This is a genomic window from Azospirillum brasilense (genome assembly GCF_001315015.1).
In the GTDB taxonomy this organism is placed as follows: Bacteria; Pseudomonadota; Alphaproteobacteria; order Azospirillales; family Azospirillaceae; genus Azospirillum; species Azospirillum brasilense.
Window position 1 is genome coordinate 1,269,837 of sequence record NZ_CP012915.1, and the last position, 20,162, is coordinate 1,289,998.

At 68.0% G+C, this 20,162-nt stretch carries 16 protein-coding genes; 11 read left to right on the top strand and 5 right to left on the bottom strand.

Features of this window, described 5'->3' with window-relative positions:
* Positions 1-154: 154 nt before the first annotated feature.
* The 3 genes from AMK58_RS19470 to AMK58_RS19480 all read right to left on the bottom strand — a co-directional run bounded on the left by AMK58_RS19470 (position 155) and on the right by AMK58_RS19480 (position 4,168).
* Positions 155-1,783, bottom strand: a complete 1,629-nt coding sequence (locus tag AMK58_RS19470; RefSeq protein ID WP_035678566.1) for a sensor histidine kinase — start codon at positions 1,781-1,783, stop codon at positions 155-157.
* Between the two features lie 147 nt (positions 1,784-1,930).
* Positions 1,931-3,118, bottom strand: coding sequence for an aminotransferase (locus AMK58_RS19475; protein WP_035678564.1), 1,188 nt, complete (start codon positions 3,116-3,118; stop codon positions 1,931-1,933).
* 525 nt (positions 3,119-3,643) lie between these two features.
* On the bottom strand, positions 3,644-4,168 hold the full coding sequence (locus AMK58_RS19480; RefSeq protein ID WP_079285418.1) for a helix-turn-helix domain-containing protein: 525 nt from the start codon (positions 4,166-4,168) through the stop codon (positions 3,644-3,646).
* Positions 4,169-4,708: 540 nt separating this feature from the next.
* Between AMK58_RS19480 and fliF the strand changes: the two genes are divergently transcribed.
* The 11 genes from fliF (at position 4,709) to AMK58_RS19540 (ending at position 18,254) form a co-directional block, all read left to right on the top strand.
* Positions 4,709-6,373, top strand: coding sequence for a flagellar basal-body MS-ring/collar protein FliF (gene fliF / locus AMK58_RS19485; RefSeq protein WP_035678562.1), 1,665 nt, complete (start codon positions 4,709-4,711; stop codon positions 6,371-6,373).
* Between the two features lie 4 nt (positions 6,374-6,377).
* On the top strand, positions 6,378-7,148 hold the full coding sequence (locus AMK58_RS19490) for a FliH/SctL family protein (RefSeq protein WP_059399315.1): 771 nt from the start codon (positions 6,378-6,380) through the stop codon (positions 7,146-7,148).
* Between the two features lie 65 nt (positions 7,149-7,213).
* The gene (gene fliN, locus AMK58_RS19495) at positions 7,214-7,543 is read left to right on the top strand and encodes a flagellar motor switch protein FliN (protein WP_014198330.1); all 330 of its coding nucleotides are present in this window, start codon (positions 7,214-7,216) and stop codon (positions 7,541-7,543) included.
* The gene (locus AMK58_RS19500; RefSeq protein WP_035678559.1) at positions 7,540-8,406 is read left to right on the top strand and encodes a motility protein A; all 867 of its coding nucleotides are present in this window, start codon (positions 7,540-7,542) and stop codon (positions 8,404-8,406) included. The genes fliN and AMK58_RS19500 overlap by 4 nt, the downstream gene beginning before the upstream one ends.
* Before the next feature lies 1 nt (position 8,407).
* A complete protein-coding gene (locus tag AMK58_RS19505) occupies positions 8,408-9,946 on the top strand; it encodes a sigma-54-dependent transcriptional regulator (RefSeq protein WP_035678556.1) in 1,539 nt (512 codons plus the stop codon).
* A 35-nt stretch (positions 9,947-9,981) separates the two neighbouring features.
* A complete protein-coding gene (flhA, locus tag AMK58_RS19510; RefSeq protein ID WP_035678551.1) occupies positions 9,982-12,144 on the top strand; it encodes a flagellar biosynthesis protein FlhA in 2,163 nt (720 codons plus the stop codon).
* 43 nt (positions 12,145-12,187) lie between these two features.
* Entirely contained in the window at positions 12,188-13,249 is a 1,062-nt protein-coding gene (locus tag AMK58_RS19515; protein WP_035678548.1) for a flagellar biosynthesis protein FlhF, read from the top strand.
* Positions 13,246-14,040, top strand: a complete 795-nt coding sequence (locus AMK58_RS19520; protein WP_014198325.1) for a MinD/ParA family protein — start codon at positions 13,246-13,248, stop codon at positions 14,038-14,040. Before AMK58_RS19515 ends, AMK58_RS19520 begins: the two co-directional genes overlap by 4 nt.
* Before the next feature lie 7 nt (positions 14,041-14,047).
* Positions 14,048-16,126: a hypothetical protein gene (locus AMK58_RS19525; RefSeq protein ID WP_059399316.1), complete on the top strand. Its 2,079-nt coding sequence runs from the start codon at positions 14,048-14,050 to the stop codon at positions 16,124-16,126.
* 14 nt (positions 16,127-16,140) lie between these two features.
* Positions 16,141-16,503: a hypothetical protein gene (locus tag AMK58_RS19530; RefSeq protein ID WP_051140582.1), complete on the top strand. Its 363-nt coding sequence runs from the start codon at positions 16,141-16,143 to the stop codon at positions 16,501-16,503.
* Positions 16,504-16,619: 116 nt separating this feature from the next.
* The gene (locus tag AMK58_RS19540) at positions 16,620-18,254 is read left to right on the top strand and encodes a sensor domain-containing diguanylate cyclase (protein WP_079285419.1); all 1,635 of its coding nucleotides are present in this window, start codon (positions 16,620-16,622) and stop codon (positions 18,252-18,254) included.
* 13 nt (positions 18,255-18,267) lie between these two features.
* On the opposite strand, the gene AMK58_RS19545 is transcribed toward AMK58_RS19540, so the two are convergent.
* Positions 18,268-18,705, bottom strand: coding sequence for a flagellar FliJ family protein (locus tag AMK58_RS19545; RefSeq protein ID WP_035678541.1), 438 nt, complete (start codon positions 18,703-18,705; stop codon positions 18,268-18,270).
* Positions 18,702-20,048, bottom strand: coding sequence for a flagellar protein export ATPase FliI (fliI, locus tag AMK58_RS19550; RefSeq protein ID WP_035678576.1), 1,347 nt, complete (start codon positions 20,046-20,048; stop codon positions 18,702-18,704). Before fliI ends, AMK58_RS19545 begins: the two co-directional genes overlap by 4 nt.
* Positions 20,049-20,162 lie beyond the last annotated feature (114 nt).

Below are 20,162 nucleotides of genomic sequence, written 5' to 3' on the forward strand. Positions count from 1 at the left end.
GCCCGGCGCGGCGCGCGCGGGCCTATGCGAAAACTTGGGGCCTGCGAAAACACTGTTTTCGGCAAACCGGCGCGGAGTATGCCGAAGCGCCCCTGGTTTCGCCACGGCTTTGCGGCCCCGCCCGGAAAATCCCGCAACGTGGATCGGGTGTGGATCAGGCGGCGAATTCCAGCGTGAACTGACTGCCCTCGCCGGGCCGGCTGTCGATGCGCAGGCGTCCACCATGGGCCTCCATCAATGACTTGACGATGGACAGCCCCAGCCCGCCGCCCTGCCCTGGAAGCGCCACATGCACCGCGGGCTGCCCGAAGGGCTCCGCAGCCTGGTGGAGCTGTTCCGGCGTCATGCCGATGCCGTTGTCCGTTACCCGCACGCGGCATCCGCCGTCCGCTCCGCCGCCGACCGTCACCAGGATGCGCCCGCCGTCCGGCGTGAAGGTGACGGCGTTGGTCAGCAGGTTCAGGAGCATTTGCTTCAAAGCGCGTTCGTCCGCCGAGACGCTGTGGTGCCCCGGCTCGACATGCATGTCCAAGCGGATGGCTTTGGCGTCGGCCTGCGGTGCCACCATGCGGAACGCCCAGTCGACGACCGGAGCAACGTCGAGATCCTCCCGATGCAGGGACAACGTCCCCGCCTGGAGCCGCGACAGATCCATGATGTCGTTGATCAGCCCCAGCAGGTGCCGCCCCGATTCATGAATGTCGTGGGCGTAGTCGGCGTAACGCCCGCCGGCCTGCGGCCCCAGCATCTGATCGCGGATGACCTCCGAGAAGCCGAGGATGGCGTTCAGCGGCGTGCGCAGCTCATGGCTGACGCGGGCCAGGAAATTGCGGTTCAGCGCCAGCGCGGCGCGCAACCGCTCCGCGGTGCGGTGCTGCACCAGAAGGAACAGCGTCACCAGCAGGATGGACACGGTCAGGATCGCCGCCAGCAGGAACAGCGTGTTGCGCAGGTCGGCCACCCCCGCCTCGATGTCCACCTGCGCGACGCCGACGGTGGCGACCAGCGGATAGCTCTCCACCAAACGGTAGGCGAAGGCGCGCAGGACGCCGTCGGTTTGCGACTCCTGCCAATAGACGCCGGCGAGCGAGCGAGCCAGCTCGTCCCACAGGCGGGATTGGGGAATGGCGAAGCCAACCGCCTCGACGCCCCGCGAGGCGCCGCGGGCGCGGATTATCCTGTCCATTCCGATCAGGGTCACCACCCCCTGCGGCCCCAGATTGGCCTGCTGGTAGAACTCCGCCAGGATGTCGGGATCGATGTTGGCGATTACGATGCCCGCGAAGCCGCCATCCCCGTCGGTCAACCGCCGGCTGAGGCGCAGCAGTGGGCCGCCGCCGGTCGTCCCGGGAAAAGGCGTTCCGATGTGCATCAGGTCGCGGCCGGTGCCCTGATGGAAGGTGAAGGCCGCCTCGTCCCGCTCGTTCGCCCGCCCACCCGGCCCTTCGCTGCGCAACAGCACGGTCCCGTCGGCGTCGAGCACGGTGAAGTGATGGATCAGCGTCGGATCGTAGAGCGTCTGGTCGAGGAAGTTGCGGATGCCGGGCAGGCCGTTCTCCCCGAACTCCAGCGCCAGGGAGCGCAGCGTGATGTCCACCTCATGCACCGCGCGGTGGGTGCTCTTGGCGAAGGCCCGGACCATGATCTCGGCCTTCGCCACCGCTTCCCGCGTCTGGCCGTCCAGCAGTTCGCGCGCCACCTGCGCGTAGGCTCCCCAGACCACCGTGATCGCAACGGCGGCGATGGCGAACACGCACCAGCGGAACGAGATCGGCAGACGCATCCCGGTCTTTCCACAGGCGGTCAACCGGGGCGGGTCCGGACGATGATCCGTTCCGGCCCGGTATCGACCCTAGAGAACAAGGGGTATCACGCCACCGAAGTCCCCGGCAAGCCTCTCCATCCAGCGTTGACAGCGAATGCCATCATGTCATTTTTGCGTGAAATACGCCCTCAGCCGCTCAACCGCCCCATCGAGGATCTCGTCCCTCTTGGAGAAACAGAAGCGGATGAAGCTTCGCGGCGCGTCTTGGACGAAGAAGGCTCCGACGGGAATGGCCGTCACCCCGGCCTCGACGGTCAGACGGCGGCAGAAATCCTCGTCGTTTCCGTCGAAGCCGAAGGGCGACACGTCGGCGACCACGAAATAGGTGCCGGCGGAGGGCAGCACCTTGAACCCCACCGCGCGCAGCCCGTCGGCCAGCCGGTCGCGTTTGGCCTGGAGTCCGCCGGCCAGTCCGGCGAAATAGGCATCGTCCTTGCCCAGCCCATAGGCGACCGCCGCCTGGAGGTTGGGCGGCGTGGTGAAGGTGATGTACTGGTGCGCCTTTGCGACGGGCTGGAGCAGGTGCGGCGCGCCGGTGACGTAGCCGACCTTCCAGCCGGTCAGCGAGAACGTCTTGCCGGCGGAGCCGATCTTCAGACAACGGTCACGCATGCCGGGCAGCGTCATCAGCGGAATGTGCCGACCCCCATCGAAGACGATGTGCTCGTACACCTCGTCACAGACGGCGAAGGAATCGAAACGCTGGACGAACTCCGCCAACAGTTCCAGTTCGGCGCGGGAGAAGACCTTGGCGGCGGGATTCAGCGGGTCGTTGATGAGAACCAGCTTGGTCTTCGGCGAGAAGGCAGCTTCCAGGTCGGCCCGCGTGAAGCTCCAGTCCGGGGCCTTCAGGCTGACGAAACGCGGCACGCCGCCGGCCAGCCGGACGATCGGCAGGTAGCTGTCGTACATGGGCTGGAACAGCACAACCTCGTCGCCCGGCTCGATGAGGCCGAGCAGGCTGGCGGTAAGGGCCTCCGTCGCGCCGGAGGTCACCAGCACCTCGGTCTTCCAATCGATGTCCAGCCCGTAGAACCGCTTGCCGTGGCCGGCCAGCGCCTGCCGCAACTCCGGCGTGCCCATCATCGGCGGGTACTGGTTCCACCCTTCGAGGATGGCCTTGGCCGCCACGTCCAGAACGTCGGCGGGACCGCGCTCGTCGGGAAAGCCCTGGCCAAGATTGATCGCCTTGTGCTCGTCCGACAGACGGGACATCACCTCGAAGATCGTAACCGGGAGGTCAAGTTCCCGCCGACCAAGGAAGCCCGTCTTCGGTTCTTCGGAATTTTGCATCGAACACCGTCGGTGTGGTTGGGTGAGTTCCGTGGTGGCTGATCGGTGACCGGCCAGATCGGGAGAGCCCCGCCCGTCTCGGATCGCGGATCGAGCGGGCGGAATTCAGCGGTCGCCGCACCAGCCTTGTTCCGGCTTGCCTTATCGACGGATTGCGGCCGCTCGTCCAGCGCCTCGGCGGGTTTTCCCAGCAGGGGCGCTGTGCGCGGCTTCCTGTCTCAAGAGCAGGTGGTGGCCCCCGGGGACGCGGCGGGACAAGCCGGACACGGCGAGGGTCAACGAAGTTCTGCCCGCTCGTGTCGGGCCCCGTCATCGACGGTTGACGCGAACCCAATCGAATCAAACGCGCACGCGAATCAAACGCGCACGCCCAACCGCCTCAGGGGGGGCCGAGGTGGTTGGGCGGCACGAACCGACGTGGCCCAGCGGTGACGCCGGGACCGGGCCTACCTATGAAACCGGGCCTACAAAACCGGGCGGGTGAACCGCATGGGGCTGGACCCACACGGCTACGCCGCCCGCTCCTCACGCCTGCCCGACGCTGTGGCCAGCGTTGCGCCCGCGGCGTCCACGAACGGCGGTCGGGTCGATCACCGCCGCATCCGCGTCGATGGCCGGGCCGCCGTCGCTGTCGGTCTGGTCGGCGCAGCGTTCGGCCAGTTCCCGGATCGCCCCGCGGATCTGCGGATCGCGGATGTTCTGGAAGTAACGGGCGAGCATCAGCGCCTCGCGGGACCGCAGAGTGCCCTCCGACTCCTCCGCCTGAGGACTGGCGATTCCCGCTTCCTGGGCGGCATGGCGCTCTTCCAGCCCCTCGAAGAAGACGGACACCGGCACCCGGAAGAACTGCGCCAGCTTGAACAGCCGGCTGGCCGAGACCCGGTTGAAGCCGCGCTCGTATTTCTGAAGCTGCTGGAACGTCAGTCCCAGAGCCGAGGCGACATCGCTCTGGCTCAGACCGGCGAGCATGCGCAGTTCGCGCAGGCGCTGCCCAACAAACACATCGACCTCGTTGAGGCCTTCCTTCTTCTCACGTCCACGTTTTTTCACAACATTCCCCCATCAGAAAAAGTGGCAAAGCCCCATGTCGCGCGAAGCAACATTCGGTTCTGCGTTGGAAAGATTCCGACGCGCTTGTGCCACGATCTTTTTGGTATCGGACAAGCGACCATTGCAACTCAGCTATGACTTCGGTGACACAAAGTCAACCACCGTTGCGACATTTACTACCTACGTTCCAACAAACCACAGAAAGTGAATGGTTATGCACCCGCGCATCATTCCTTCTTTCGAGGTAATTTTAAATTGCTTGAAACAGAAACAATCCGTCGACCTCTCTTTTGCGGCGAATCAATTCCGTTGATTTCGCTCACCGGTCGGCAAAAGGGCGTTGCCGACGCGCATCGATAGGCACATTTTGCCGGGCACTGGGCAATTTCTGCCCACGAATTAACGCTCTCTTCATCAAGACAGCCCAGCATGCGCGCCTAAGGCAAGGACCGGCGCGGTTTTTGCAAATTCTTTCTTTTGCGTCTGCGAAATCAAGAACTTCCCGGAGATCCACCGGGGCATCCGATCGGGGACTAGCGCGTGAACAACCTTCTGCAGACCTTGCGCAATCTGGGTCCCGCGCGCCTGGCCGCCATCGGTGGCGTCGGCCTGCTCCTGATCGGATTTTTCGTTTACCTGATGACCCGCCTCTCCACCCCGGAGATGGAGCTTCTCTACGCCGAACTCCAGCCGACCGAGGCCGCCGCCATCGCCAAGAAGCTGGAGGAGGCGAAGGTCCCCTTCACGGTCGACAAGACCGGCACGAAGATCATGGTCGCCGCCGAACAGGTGGGGCCGACCCGCATGCGGATGGCCGCCGCCGGCCTGCCCTCGGGCGGTTCGATCGGCTACGAGCTGTTCGACAAGGGCGAAGGCTTCGGCGCCACCAGCTTCATGCAGAACATCAACCATCTGCGCGCCCTGGAAGGCGAGATGGCGCGCACGGTGCAGACGCTGAACGGGGTGCAGAGCGCCCGCGTCCATCTGGTGCTGCCCAAGCGCGAGCTGTTCGCCCGCCAGCAGAACCCGGCGACGGCCAGCATCTTCATAAAGCTGCGCCCTGGCGCCCAGCTGTCGCGCGAGAACATCCAGGCGATCCAGCATCTCATCGCCGCCTCCGTTCCGAACCTCGACCCCAGCCGCATCTCCATCGTCGACGACAAGGGCACCCTGCTCGCCCGCGGCACCGGCAACGACAGCGCGGACGCCATGCTGGCCTCGGCGGAGGAGAAGAAGGTCGCCTACGAGAGCCGCATCGCCCGCATCATCGAAGATCTGCTGGGCCGCACCGTCGGCTACGGCAAGGTGCGGGCGGAGGTCTCGGCCGACCTCGACTTCGACCGCATCACCACGCAATCCGAAATCTTCGATCCGGAAAGTCAGGTCGTCCGCTCCACCCAGACGGTGACGGAGGCGAACGAGAGCCACGACCGCGACCCGCTGTCGCCGGTCACCGTGGACCAGAACCTGCCGACCGCGCAGTCGGGAAACAACGCCGGGCCGATCTCGCAGAACAAGCAGAACCGCAGCGAAGAGACCATCAACTACGAGATCAGCCGGACCACCAAGAACCATGTCCGCGAATCCGGGCAGGTGCGCCGCCTGTCGGTCGCGGTGCTGGTCGACGGCACCTACAGCCTGCCCAAGGACGGCAACCCGGCGGCCTACCAGCCGCGGCCGGAGCAGGAGCTGGAAAGCATCAAGGCGCTCGTCCGCTCCGCTGTCGGCCTCGACGCCGTGCGCGGCGACACGCTGGAAGTCATCAACATGCGCTTCTGGTCGCCGGAAGACGACATCCAGAAGCCCGAGGAACTCTTCCTCGGCATGACCAAGGACGACCTGTTCCGCATCGCGGAGATGGTCGTGCTGGGCATTGTCGCCGTCCTTATCATCCTGCTGGTCATCCGCCCGCTGATCACCCGCGCCTTCGAGAAGGCCGACCAGCAGGAGGAGGACGACATGGACCGCCTGCTGGCCGACCAGAGCGGCATGCCCGCCGCCCTGGCCGCGCCGACCGGCGCGCTGGCCCAGGACCTCGCCCTGGAGGCCGCCCAGGCCGACGAGGAGTTGGAGCAGATGATCGACATCAACCGCGTCGAAGGCCGCGTCCGCGCCTCCTCGCTGCGCAAGGTCGGCGAGATCGTGGAGAAGCATCCGGAGGAAGCGGTGTCGATCCTGCGCAACTGGCTGTACCAGGAGAGCTGACGCGATGAGCTCGGTCCGCAAATTCCTGTTCGACGAGTCCTTCGACGTGGACGCGCCGCCGCGCCGACAGCGTCAGGCCGACGACGACTATTTCGACAACATCCCCCTGCCGGAACCGGAACCGGAGCCGGAGCCGGAACTGCCGCCCGAGCCACCGCCGCCGGTGTTCGGCGAGGCCGATCTGGCCGCCGCCCGCGCCGCCGGCTTCGCAGAGGGCGAGACCGCCGGCAAGTCGACGGGCTATGGCAAGGGGTTCCTGGACGGCAACAACGCCGGCCGCAAGGACGGTTACGAGAACGCCCGCGCCGAGATCGAGGCAACGGTGCAGGCGCGAATCGCCAACGCCCTGGAAACCATCGGCAACGGCGTGCAGCATCTGCTGAACGAGCATTACGCCACCAGCGCCCAGCGGGCCGACCAGCCCGTTCACATCGCGTTGGCCATCGTCCGCAAGCTGATGCCGGAGCTGGCGCGGCGCGGCGGGCTGATGGAGGTGGAAGGGCTGGTGCGCGCCTGCCTGACCGACCTGATCGACGAGCCGCGCCTGGTGGTGCGCGTCGCCGACGACATGGTGGACGCGGTGCGCGAGCATCTGGATCAGGTGATCGCAGCCCGTGGCTTCGGCGCGAAGCTGATGGTGGTGGGCGATTCCGGCCTGGCACCGGGAAGCTGCCGGATCGAATGGGCCGAAGGCGGGGTGGAGCGGGACACCGCCGGCCTGCTTGCCCAGATCGAGCGGCGGATGGCCGGCCTGCTGGAGGCGCCGCCGGGCTGACGCCGCGGCGGACCGATTGCGGCGAACAGGATTTTTTGAGGTTCTAAGGGCTTCTGGAGACTTCGATGGCCAAGGACAGCTTCTCCCTCGACGAGTTGGACGGCGGCGGCCGCAGCGACATTGCGGAGTACGAGACCGGCCTGGGTCCGGCCAAGGACCTGGAAGCGGTCTACGACATTCCCGTCCAGATCTCCGCCGTGCTCGGCAAATCGACCATGCAGGTCAGCCAATTGCTCAAGCTCGGGCGCGGCGCGGTGGTGGAACTGGACCGCAAGGTCGGCGAGGCCATTGACATCTACGTGAACAACCGCTTGGTCGCCCGCGGCGAGGTCGTGGTGGTGGAAGACCGGCTGGGCATCACCATGACCGAAATCATCAAGTCGGACCGCGGATGAGCCTCACACGAGACAGCGCCGAATCGTCCCGCCGGGGTGGGCGTTCGGCCCGCCCGCGCGGCGGGGTGGACATGGCGACGCTGGTCGGCTTGGCCGCCGCCGCCGTGGTCATCTTCGTCGCCATGGCGTCGGGCGGCAGCTTGCGCGCCTTCATCGACCCGCCGTCGCTCATCATCGTGTTGGGCGGCACGCTGGCGGTCACCACCGCCTCCTTCTCGCTGTCCGACGTGGCCATCGCGTGGCGCGACGCCGGGGCGGTGCTGATCCACCGGACCAGCGACCCGCGCGGCGTGGCCCGGCAGGTGCTCCTGCTCGCCGAGGCGGCGCGCCGCGCGCCGGAGACGCTGCGCAACGTCCTGCCGGAGCTGAAGCACGAGTCGTTCCTGCACCGCTCCGTCACGCTGGTGGCCGAGGGGCTGCCGCCCGACGACATCGAGCGGATGCTGATCGGCGAGGTCGAGGCGTCGGGCGCCGGCAAGGTCAAGAGCGCCGGCGTGCTGCGCCGCGCGTCGGAGGTGGCGCCGGCCATGGGGCTGATCGGCACGCTGGTCGGCCTCGTCCAGATGCTGGGCAGCCTGAACGACCCGTCAAGCATCGGCCCTGCCATGGCGCTGGCCCTGCTGACCACCTTCTACGGGGCGGTGCTCGGCAACGTCGCGCTCGCTCCGCTGGCCGCCAAGGTGGAGCGGACGGCGGAGGAGGACGCGCTCGTCAAGACTCTCTACACCATCGGCGCGGTATCCATCGCGCGTCAGGAAAATCCGCGGCGTCTGGAGATGCTCCTGAACGCCGTTCTTCCGCCTGGAAAGCGGATTCAGTACTTCGATCGGGACTCCGACCGGGGTTCTCCGAGGGGAGCGTAAGATGCGTCTGCTGATCGTTGGAACGTTGGAAGGGTACATCACCGCCGCTGGCAAGATCGCCATGCAGCGCGGAGCGAAGGTGTCCCATACCGACAGCATCGAGGGCGCCCTGAACGCCCTGCGGGCGGCGGCGGGGGCGGACCTCGTGATGATCGACGTCAAACTCGACATCGCGACCTTCATCGAAAGCCTGAAGGCGGAACGGATCACCATCCCGGTGGTGGCCTGCGGCATCGGCACCGACGCCGCGGCGGCGGTCAAGGCGATCCGCGCCGGCGCCAAGGAATACATCCCCCTGCCCCCCGATGCGGAGCTGATCGCCGCCGTACTGGAAGCGGTGGCGGAGGAAAGCCACGCCATCGTCTGCCAGGACCCGGCCATGCTGGCGACCCTGCGCTTGGCGGATCAAGTGGCGCCCAGCGACGCCTCCGTCCTCATCACCGGCGAGAGCGGCACCGGCAAGGAGCTGATGGCCCGCTACATCCACCGCAAGAGCCGGCGTTCCGACGCGCCCTTCGTTGCGGTGAATTGCGCGGCCATCCCGGAAAACCTGTTGGAATCGGAGCTGTTCGGCCATGAGAAGGGCGCCTTCACCGGCGCCGTCGCCCGCCGGTTGGGTCGCTTCGAGGAGGCCAACGGCGGCACCCTGCTGCTCGACGAGCTGTCGGAGATGCACCCGCGGCTCCAGGCCAAGCTGCTGCGCGCCATCCAGGAGAAGGAGATCGACCGCATCGGCTCGTCCCAGCCGGTGAAGGTGAACGTCCGTCTGGTCGCCACCTCCAACCGCAACCTGGAGAACGAAGTCCGCGCCGGCAACTTCCGCGAGGACCTCTATTTCCGCCTGAACGTTTTCAGCGTCGCCATTCCGTCGCTGCGCGAACGGCCGGCCGACATACCGATGATCGCCGACCATTTCCTGAAGAAATACGCGCAGGCCAACGGTCTGGGCGAGAAGCGGCTGTCGGACGACGCGCTGCTGATGCTGCGCGCCCATCACTGGCGCGGCAACGTGCGCGAGCTGGAAAACACCATGCACCGTGCCGTCCTGCTCTCCAAATCGGAGACGGTCGGGCCGGACGCGATCATGCTGACCAGCCAGCTGCTCGCTCCGGAAGGGTCGGCGCAGGCATCGATCCCCACCAACTCGCCGGTCGCCAACCCCTTCGCCGGGCCGGGCGGCACGGTGCCACAGGCGCCGCGCGGCTATGGGCAGCCGGCTCCCGGCTACCCGACCTCTTATGCGCCGCCGCAGGGCCACGCCGCGGGAGCGGCGGCCTATGGCAACGCCGGAGCGTCGTCCTACGGCAACGCCGGGGCGGCGTCCGGCGCCCCCGCCGTCCAGGGACTCGTCGGGCGCACGGTGGCGGAGGTCGAGCGCGACCTGATCATCGGCACTCTGTCGCACTGCCTGGGCAACCGCACCCACGCGGCGAACATCCTGGGCATCTCGATCCGAACGCTGCGCAACAAGCTGAAGCAGTACAGCGAGGAGGGCGTGCCGGTGCCGCCGCCGGGCAGCGAGGAACGGGCGGCCTACTGATCCGCTGATCGGGGGAAAGGCGGAGGAGCGGCGGCATGGCATTGACCGAACACAATCCGGGGGCACGCGCGGGCGGCGGCAACATGTCCGCGCTGACCGACATGGTGGTTGTCGCCAAGGGGGCGCTGAAGCGCGGCGACCTCATCATGGCGGCCGGCATCATGCTGATCGTCGTCGGGCTGATCCTGCCGCTGCCGCCGATGCTGCTCGACATGATGCTCGGGCTGAACGTCACCATCTCGATCCTGATCCTGATGGTGGTGCTGTTCATCGAAAAGCCGCTGGAGCTGTCGTCCTACCCGACGATCCTGCTGATCACGACGCTGCTGCGCCTGTCGCTGAACATGGCGTCGACCCGCCTGATCCTGACGCAGGGGCACGAGGGGACATCCGCGGCGGGCCATGTGATCGAGGCCTTCGCCGGCTTCGTCATGGGCGGCGATTTCATCATCGGCGTGATCGTCTACGCGATTTTGACGATCGTGAACTTCAAGGTCATCACCGCCGGTTCGGGCCGCATCGCCGAAGTGGCGGCGCGCTTCACCCTGGACGCCATGCCCGGCAAGCAGATGGCCATCGACGCCGACCTGTCCGCCGGCATGATCGACGAGACCACCGCCCGCGCCAAGCGCAAGGAGCTGGAGGACGAAAGCGCCTTCTTCGGCTCCATGGACGGTGCGTCGAAGTTCGTGAAGGGCGACGCCGTCGCCGGCCTGATGATCATGTTCATCAACATCATCGGCGGCGTGTCGCTGGCGGTCCTGCGCTACGACATGCCGATCCTGCAGGCGCTGGACACCTTCACCAAGCTGACCATCGGCGACGGCCTCGTCTCGCAGATCCCGGCGCTGGTCATCTCCATCTCCGCCGGCTTCCTGGTGTCGAAGGCCGGCACCGGCGGCTCCACCGACAAGGCGGTGGTCGGGCAGCTCACCAACCACATCAGCGCGCTGGGCCTGTCGGCGGGCGCCATGACCCTGCTGGCCCTGATGCCCGGCATGCCGGTGCTGCCTTTCCTCCCGGTGATCGCCGCCATCGGGGCCGCCGCCTGGTATCTGCCGAAGTTGCGCGCCAAGAAGGAGGCGGAGGAGGCGGAGGCCGCCGCCGCCGAGGCCGCGGGCATGGGCGGGCCGGGCGGCGGGGCCGCCCCGATGGCCGACGAGCCGATCGCCACGGCGCTGGCCATCGACCTGATCCGGCTGGAACTGGGCTACGGCCTGCTGTCGCTGATCAACCAGCCGCAGGCGGGCAGCCACCGGCTGACCGACCAGATCAAGGGCCTGCGCCGTCAGATCGCCGGCGAGGTCGGCTTCGTCATGCCGGCGGTGCGCATCCAGGACAACCTCCAGCTTCCGCCCAACGCCTACATCATCCGCGTCAAGGAGATCGAGGCGGGACGCGGCGACATCCGCCCGAACATGCTTCTCGTCATGGACCCGCGCGGCGAGGCGATGAGCCTGCCCGGCGAGCAGACGGTGGAGCCGACCTTCGGCCTGCCGGCCATCTGGATCGAGCCGGGCTACCGCGAGGAGGCGCTGTTCAAGGGCTACACGGTGGTCGACCCGTCCACGGTCATCACCACGCATCTGACGGAACTCATCAAGGACAACATGCCGGAGCTGCTGTCCTTCACCGAGACGCAGAAGCTGCTGGACGAGCTGGACAAGGAGCACCAGAAGCTGATCGCCGACGTGGTGCCGGCGCAGATCACTGTGGGCGGATTGCAACGGGTGTTGCAGAACCTGCTTGCAGAACGGGTGTCGGTACGCGATCTTGCGACCATTCTGGAAGGCGTGTCCGAGGCGGCAAGCCAAACCCGCAGCATCACGCAGATCACCGAGCATGTGCGCACGCGCCTGGCGCGGCAGATCTGCGACGCGAACATCAACGAGATGGGAGTCATCCCGCTCGTCACCCTGTCCCCCGAGTGGGAGCAGGCGTTCGCGGAATCGCTGGTGGGTGACGGCGACGACCGGCAACTGACGATGGCGCCAAGCCGGCTTCAGCAATTCATCACTTCGGTCCGCCAAACCTTCGAGCGACACGCCATGATGGGCGAGACCCCCGTCCTGTTGACCAGCCCGCTGATCCGTCCCTTCGTCCGCTCGATCGTCGAGCGGTTCCGGCCGGCCACCGTGGTGATGTCGCAGAACGAGATCCACCCCAAGGCGCGGATCAAGACCCTGGGGCAGATCTGATGCAGGCCATGACGAACCAGTGTGACGGGCGGGGAGCGGGCCGATGCGGCTGAAGTCGTTCCACGCCAAGTCCATGTCCGAAGCCATGCGCATGGTCCGCCAGACGCTGGGCGACGATGCCATCATCGTCGCCACGCGCGAGGAGGACGGCGGCGGCGTTCGCGTGACCGCGGCGGTGGAGGACGACGATCTGCTGATGGCGCAGGCGCGCACAGCCCAGCCGACCCGGACCTCCCGCCCCGTGGTGGTGGTCGAGGAGGAGCCGGAGATCGACGTGGGCGAGGTGGTGGCCGACGTGCTGCACCGCCACGGCGTGCCCGCGGCCCTGGCCGAGCAGCTGATCGACGCCGCCGCCGGGCTGGACACCGACGACCCCGCGCTGGCGCTGGGCGCCGCCCTCGACTCCATGTTCACCTTCAGCCCGCTGCAGGACCGGCGCGGCGGCAACAAGCCGCTGATCCTGGTCGGCCCGCCGGGCAGCGGCAAGACGCTGATCGTCGCCAAGCTGGCCGCCCAGGCGGTGTTCCGCAAACGCTCGGTCGGCGTGATCACCACCGACACGGTTCGCGCCGGCGGCATGGAACAGTTGGCCGCCTTCACGCGTCTGATGAAAATCAAACTGGCGACGGTGGAGGATCCCGACGCGCTCGCGGGCGCGTTCGAGGTCAGCCGCGGCGCCGACGTCGTCCTGGTGGATACCGCCGGGCGCAACCCCTACAACCGGGAAGACATGGCCGACCTCAAGGCCCTGCTGTCCGCCGGGGTGGCCGAGCCGATCCTCGTGCTCCCCGCCGGGCTGGACGCCATGGAAGCCGCCGACATCGCCCAATCCTTCAAGGCGCTGGGCGTGCGGCGGATGCTGATCACCCGGCTCGACATGGCGCGTCGGCTGGGCAGTCTCCTGGGCACCGCGCACCGCGCGCGGATGGCCTTCTGCAACGCCAGCGTTTCCTCCAAGGTGGCCGAAGGGCTGACACCGCTGAACCCGGTGGCCTTCGCCCGCCTGATGATGCCCGCCGAGGACAAGGCGGCGCGCAACCGGCCCAAGCCGGTGGCTCCTGCCAAGACCAAAGCCGTTCGTTCTTCGTCGAGGACCATCCCATGACCGATCCGGTGTTTCCGGCCGCCCTCAAGAACGTTCACCCGCTGCGCGGTGCCAACGTCATCGCCGTGGCCAGTGGAAAGGGCGGCGTCGGCAAGACGTGGTTCTCGATCACGCTCGCCCACGCGCTGACCAAGATGGGCAAGAACTCGCTGCTGTTCGACGGCGACCTCGGCCTCGCCAACGTCGACATCCAGCTCGGCTTCCAGCCGAAGAACGATCTGGGCGCGGTGATCAACGGCGACGTGACGCTGGGCCGCGCGGCCCAGCGCTACACCGAGGGCGGCTTCGACATCATCGCCGGCCGCTCCGGCTCCGGCACGCTCGCCCAGCTGCCGAGCCAGCGCCTGTCCGGCCTGCGCAACGACCTGATGGAGCTGGCCCGGCGCTACGACTGCGTCATCATGGACATGGGCGCCGGCGTCGACCGCACGGTGCGCACCCTGTCCGGCCCGGCCGGGACGACGCTGGTGGTGACGACGGACGAGCCGACCTCGCTGACCGATGCCTACGCCTTCATCAAGCTGACCCACGCCACCAACCCCACCGCCGACCTGCGCGTCGTGGTGAACATGGCGCAGAGCGTGAAGGACGGCGAGCGGACCTACGGCACCATCCTGAAGGCCTGCCAGAACTTCCTGAAGTACAAGCCCGCCCTGGCCGGCATCATCCGCCGCGACCTGAAGGTGCGCGACGCCATCCGCAACCAGTCGCCGCTGCTGACCCGCTCCCCCAGTTCCGACGCTGCGCGGGACGTGCTGGCCATCGCCCAGCGGCTTCTGAACGGCCAGTAAGTCCGGGATGGGCGGCGCCCTTCCACCCCCGGTCGCCGGAACACCCGCCGCCCCCGCGGCGGCGACCACCCCCGCGCCCGCCCCGGCGGTGGTCGCCGAGGGCACGGTCAAGGCCCTGCCGGAGCGGTTGCAGGACATCGCCCGCCCGGTCGTGCTGACCGGCACCGTCGTCGGCACCACGCCGGAGGGCCTGGCCCGCGTGCGCACCCAGGCTGGCGAGGTGCTTGTGCAAACCCCGACGCCGCTGCCCGCCGACAAGCCGGTGACTCTCCAGATCACCCCGGCGCAGGTGCTTCTGGAACAGGCCCAGGCCGCGTCGACCGACCCCGCCGCGGCCTCCCCCGCACTGAGCCTCGCGGCGAAGGTTCTGGTGCTGACCCAAGGCACCCCCTCGACCGCCGCGCCGGGTGTCCCGACCTTGCCGACCGCAGGCGGACCGACGCCGGCCATTCCCGGCCAGACCGGAGCGACGTCCACACAAGGTTCGGCCCCTCAGGGTTCGGCAACGCCGGTGGTGATCCTGCCCAGCCCGGCGTCCACCACGCCGACGGTGGGACCGGCGGGCCAGCCGCTTCCTCTGCTGCTGCCGGGCACCATCGTTCCGGCACTGGTCATCGCCGCGGCACCGAAGCCACCGGCTCCGCCCGGTGCGGCCTCGGCCCTGCCCGGCCAGCCCACCGCCATACCGGCGCCGGCGCCATCCCTTCCCGTCACGGACGGCGGCAGCGGTCAAGCCCCGACACCAACACAAGCCGACCAGCCCAACACGACCCCCGTACCTCCGCAGGCGCCGTCCACGCCGTCGGGCCCATCGCCGCTCCCCGGCAAGCCGATGCTCGACACCACGGTGGAACTCGGCGGCGATGCGGCGCATCCCGGCGGGGACCTGCCGGAACCCGCCCCCACGAAACCGCCCCCCGCGAAGCCTGCGGGGGAACCGGTCCTGACCCAAGGCGGCACCGTCGCCCTCAAGATCCTGACCGTCACGCCCCCGCCGGACCAGCCGCAGGCCGTCCCGCCGGACGATGGCTCTCCGCCACCGGACGGCCAGAGCGCCGGCAACCCGCCCCGCAAGGACGGCGCCCCGCCCCAACCCGCTTTTCAATCCCCGGCGGCACCGCAACCGGCCCCGGCCTCGCCCCGCGGCACCGCAACCCCAACCGCAGCGCCCACGATGCCCGGTGCGGACCCCGGCTCCTCCCCAGCAACGCCGGAGACGCCTGACGGGCTGGTGCTGAGGGGCACGGTGGCCGGCAGCACGTCGCAGGGCCAGCCGATCCTCGCCACGCCGCAGGGAATGCTGGCGCTGAACGTTCAGGCGAGCCTGCCGCAGGGCAGCGCCGTCACCGCCGTCCTGACCGACCCGGCCAAGGCGCTCCAGACCGCACCGCCCCCGCTCGCCACGGAACCGGGGCCGCTGAGCGAACGGGACTGGCCCGCCATGCGTCAGCTCCTGAGCGCGCTCGCCGGGGTGGACCGCTCCGCCGCGCAGACGCTGATCGGCACGGTGATGCCGCAGCCGAACCGCAAGCTGGGCGCGGCGATGAGTTTCTTCCTGTCGGCGATCCGCGGCGGCGACGCCCGCGGCTGGCTGGGGGAGGACGCCGCCTCCGCCCTGGAAAAATCCGGCCAGGGAAGCCTGCTGTCCCAGCTGGAGCGCGAGTTCCGCAGCCTTCAGCAGCAGGCGGGCGATCCGCTGCCCGGCGACTGGCGCCCCTACACCCTGCCGATGATGGACGCCAACGGGCTTTTGCCGATCAAGCTGCACATCCATCCCATAAATTCGGAAGAGGACGGCAAGACGGGCCGCAAGGGCGGCGACAAGGGGAGCCGCTTCCTGCTCGACCTGGATCTCAGCCGTCTCGGCCCGATGCAGCTCGACGGGCTGGTGCAGCCCAACCGGTTCGACCTGATCCTGCGCAGCCACACGCCTCTGGAGCCGGAAATCCGCCTGGACCTGATCCAGATTTTCGCGGACAGCATCCGCGCCGTGGGCTACATCGGCGGCCTGTCCTTCCAGTCCGGCGCCAAATGCTGGGTCAAGCTGACCCGCGTCGGGGCCGGCGGCAGCAGCTACACCGCCTGACGAGCCTGGACGCCATGCACCGCCGCGAGCTTCTGACCACCGCCGCCAACCCGGACGCCCGCCACGACTATCTGGTGGAGTTGCACGGGGAACCGGCGCCCGGCACCCGCCTGACCCTGCGCTACGTTCCCGACCGCGCGGTCGTGACGCCGGATGGTGTCGCCGCTTATCTCGGCGCCCTGTCCGACACCGCGGCGGCGGCCGGCCCGGAATCCCTGGCCGTCGCCGTGCTCGACGATCTGAACAACGAACTGATCCCCCGCTGGGTGGAGGTCACGGTGGAGCGGTCCCTGCCTGTCCCCCAGCGCGTGGTCATCGAGGACCGCCAGCCCGGTTGGGACAACCCGCATCTTTTCGCCCGGATGCGGCGCGTCTGATCCTCCGATCCCCGCCTCGCCCGTCGTCCAGCATGGCTGCACCGCGCCAAGTCACAGCTTTCACCGCTTGATTTCCTCAACCCGCATGCGAATAAAGCGGGTCGGCCGGTGCGTGGATGAGTCTGTTGAAACGTACACGAATATTAAGGCGCGTCCAAACCCTCTGGGCGCGCGTTGGGCTTCGCGCACGCCTCGAGGCCTTCATCCTGCTCGCCCTTCTTCCGATGGTGGGTCTGGTCGTCGTCCTTCTGCTTCAAGAGCGCAACCAGGACATCGGGCGGGCGCGCGATGCCACCCGCCTGCTCGCCGACCGGGGGGCGCAGCAGCAGGCGCAGATCGTTCAGCAGGCGCATAGCGTTCTCCAGCTTCTCACCCTGGTCCCCGACATCCGGGAGGCGAGCCCCGGCCGTTGCGCGACGATGTTGAAACAGGCGACCGACCTTTATCCTTGGAGCACCGGCTTTGGGGTGTTCAACCCCGACGGCAACCTGTTGTGCAGCAGCAACCGGAGCCGGCCCATGAACGTGGGCGACCGTGACTATTTCCGCGAGGCGCTTACGACGCGCGGCTTCACGGTCAGCAACTTCCTGATCGGGCAGAACAGCAAGCAACCCCGCGTGGTCGCGGCCCTGCCGATTCTCGGTGACGATGGTTCGGTCATCCGCGTCCTGTTGGCCGGGGTGGACTTGAACTGGCTTGCGGAACTGTCCGTCGAAATCGCCCATGAGTCCGGTGGAACCGTATCGCTGTTCGATTCCGAAGGGACGATCCTCGCGCGCGTGCCGGACCCGCAGGGGATTGTCGGGCGATCGATGGCCGATCACCCGATGGTGCGAAAAATCATGGAGGAGGAGGCCGGGATCATCGAGGACGACGGTCTGGACGGCATTCCCCGGATCAGCGGATTCTCGACCCTGGAGGAAACCGGCGCCAAGATCGTCGTCGCCGTCGCGCGCGACGACATTCTGGCCGCGGCCGACCGGAACCTGTTTCTGGGAACCGGCGTCATGGCCGGCGTGGTGCTCCTGATCGTCGGCGGGGTCTGGGTGCTGATGGAGGTGATGGTCCTGCGCCGCCTGCGGGATCTCAAGGCGTCGGCGGCGTTCCTGTCGTCCGACCTCTTCGATCCCCATGCCCCCTGCACGCCCGCGCCGGTCCACCCGTCCGAGTTCAGCCAAGTCGCCCAGGCGATGCGGACGATGGGACGGACACTGAGCGCCATTGCCTTCGAGGACCGCCTGACCGGGCTCGCCAACCGGCGCTTCTTCGAGGCCCATGTGGAGCGCCTTCGCGAGCAGCCGGCGCAGGATCAAACCGCGATCGCCATCCTCTACATCGATCTCGACGGGTTCAAGCCGATCAATGACCAGCATGGGCACCACACGGGCGATCTGGTGTTGAAGGAGATCGGCGACCGGCTGGCCCGTTGCGTGCGCCAGGGGGATTTCGCCGCGCGCCTCGGCGGCGACGAATTTGCGGTGCTGCTCTCCCTGGCGGACGCTCATCAGGCGCACTACGCCATGGATGTGGCCAGACGGATCATCAACAGCGTCTCCGCTCCGATCACCGCCGACGGGTTCGACGTCCGGATCGGGTGCAGCATCGGTGTCGCGCTCTGGCCGGCAGACGCCGCAGACCTGTCCGTGGCGCTCCAGCACGCCGACCGGGCGCTGTACGCCGCCAAACGCGCCGGCCGCGCGCGCGTGGCGGCCTATTCGGATCTACCCACCGACAACGCCATGGTCAATTGAACGACCTGGGTAGTCAGGTTTCCAGTTCGCTTTCTTCCCGCTGGCGGCGGCGGAATCCGACCAGTGCGGTCTCATCCAGCATGTTGGCTTCCTTGCGCTTGAGCTTCTCCTTCTCGCGCTTCAGCCGCTCCTCTTCGGCCAGCTCGTAGCGCTTCAACTCCTGGAAGGCTTCGGCCATCTCGTCGGTGGCGACGGCGATCTGGGCCTCCACCTGCCCCATGGACTGGGTCAGGCGTTTGCCGCGCTCCATCGCCGCCTGGATGTAGTTGCTGTAGGTGAAGGCGTATTCGACGTTGCCGCGGGCGGTGTCGCGCTCCGCCGCGATCTCCTCCTTCAGCCGCTCGATCTCCGCCTGGAGCCGGTCGGCGAGGTTCTGCAATTCCGCCAACGCCCGGCGCTTCTCGTCGAGCTTCCATTTCTGGAGGCGGATGATGGTCTTCAGACTGCTCATTCTTGCGGCGGCCACTGTTCAATGCCGAAGATGGCGGCAAGCTGGGCGTAGCTGTTGTCGAGGTCGGTCGCCTCGCGCTTGCCCTGCTTGAGGAATGCCTCCAAAGCCGGCTGGAAATGGATGGCCTCGTCCACCTGCGGGTCGGTGCCCTTGCGGTAGGCGCCCAGGCGGATCATCTCCGCCATGTTGTCGTAGGACGACATCAGCCGCCGCGCGTGGTTCACCAGCTCGTTCTCCATGGGGGAATTGCAGCCGGGCATGGTGCGCGACACGCTGCGCAGGATGTTGATGGCCGGGTAGCGCCCACGCTCGCCGATCTGGCGCTCCAGGACGATGTGGCCGTCCAGGATGCCGCGCACGGCGTCGGCGATGGGTTCGTTGTGGTCGTCGCCCTCCACCAGCACGGTGAACAGGCCGGTGATCGAGCCCGACCCGCTGAGGCCCGGCCCGGCGCGCTCCAGCAGGCGCGGCAACTCGGCGAAGACGGTGGGGGGATAGCCCTTGGTCGTCGGCGGTTCGCCGGCGGACAGGCCGATCTCGCGCTGGGCCATGGCGAAGCGGGTCACGCTGTCCATCATGCACAGTACGTTGCAGCCGGCGTCGCGGAAGGCCTCCGCCACGGCCAGCGTCATGTAGGCGGCCTGGCGGCGCATCAGCGGCGCCTCGTCGGACGTGGCGCAGACCACGACGCTGCGCGCCAGCCCCTCCTCCCCCAGATCCTCGGTGATGAATTCCTGAAGCTCGCGCCCGCGTTCGCCGATCAGCCCGATCACCGCGACCTCCGCGCCGGAGAAGCGGGCGAGCATCGACATGACCGACGACTTGCCGACGCCGGAGCCGGCGAAGATGCCCATGCGCTGGCCGCGGCAGCAGGTGAGGAAGGCGTTGATGGCGCGGATGCCCAGGTCCAGCTTCTCGCCCACACGGGCGCGGGAATGGGCGGGCGGCGGGTTGTTGCGGATGGGAACGCCGTGCGTCCCCTTGGGCAGCGGCCCCTTGCCGTCCACCGGCTCGCCCAGCGCGTTGATGACGCGGCCGAGCCACGCCTCCGTCGGGAAGACCATGGGCTGGCTGTCCGACACCAGCGCGCGGCAGCCCAGCCCGACCCCGTCGATGGAGCCGAAGGGCATCAGCAGCGCGCGGCCCTGGCGGAAGCCCACCACCTCGCAGGGGACCTGCCGGCCGTTGCGGGACTCCACGATGCAACGGCCACCCACCGACAATTCCTTCTCGATCCCCCCGACCTCGACCAGCAGGCCGAGCACGGCGGTGACCCGCCCGAACCGGCTGCAACCGGAAACGGACTCGATTTCCTGAAGGATGCGGGCAAGGTCGGCGGGCACGGTCTTGCGGATCAGCAAACGGGAATGGGACGGGTGAACCGGGCGCAGGCGGCGCAATTTGCGGTGGGCCGAGAGTCCGCCGCCATGCCGCCCGTGTCATGCTCGTCCAAAAAC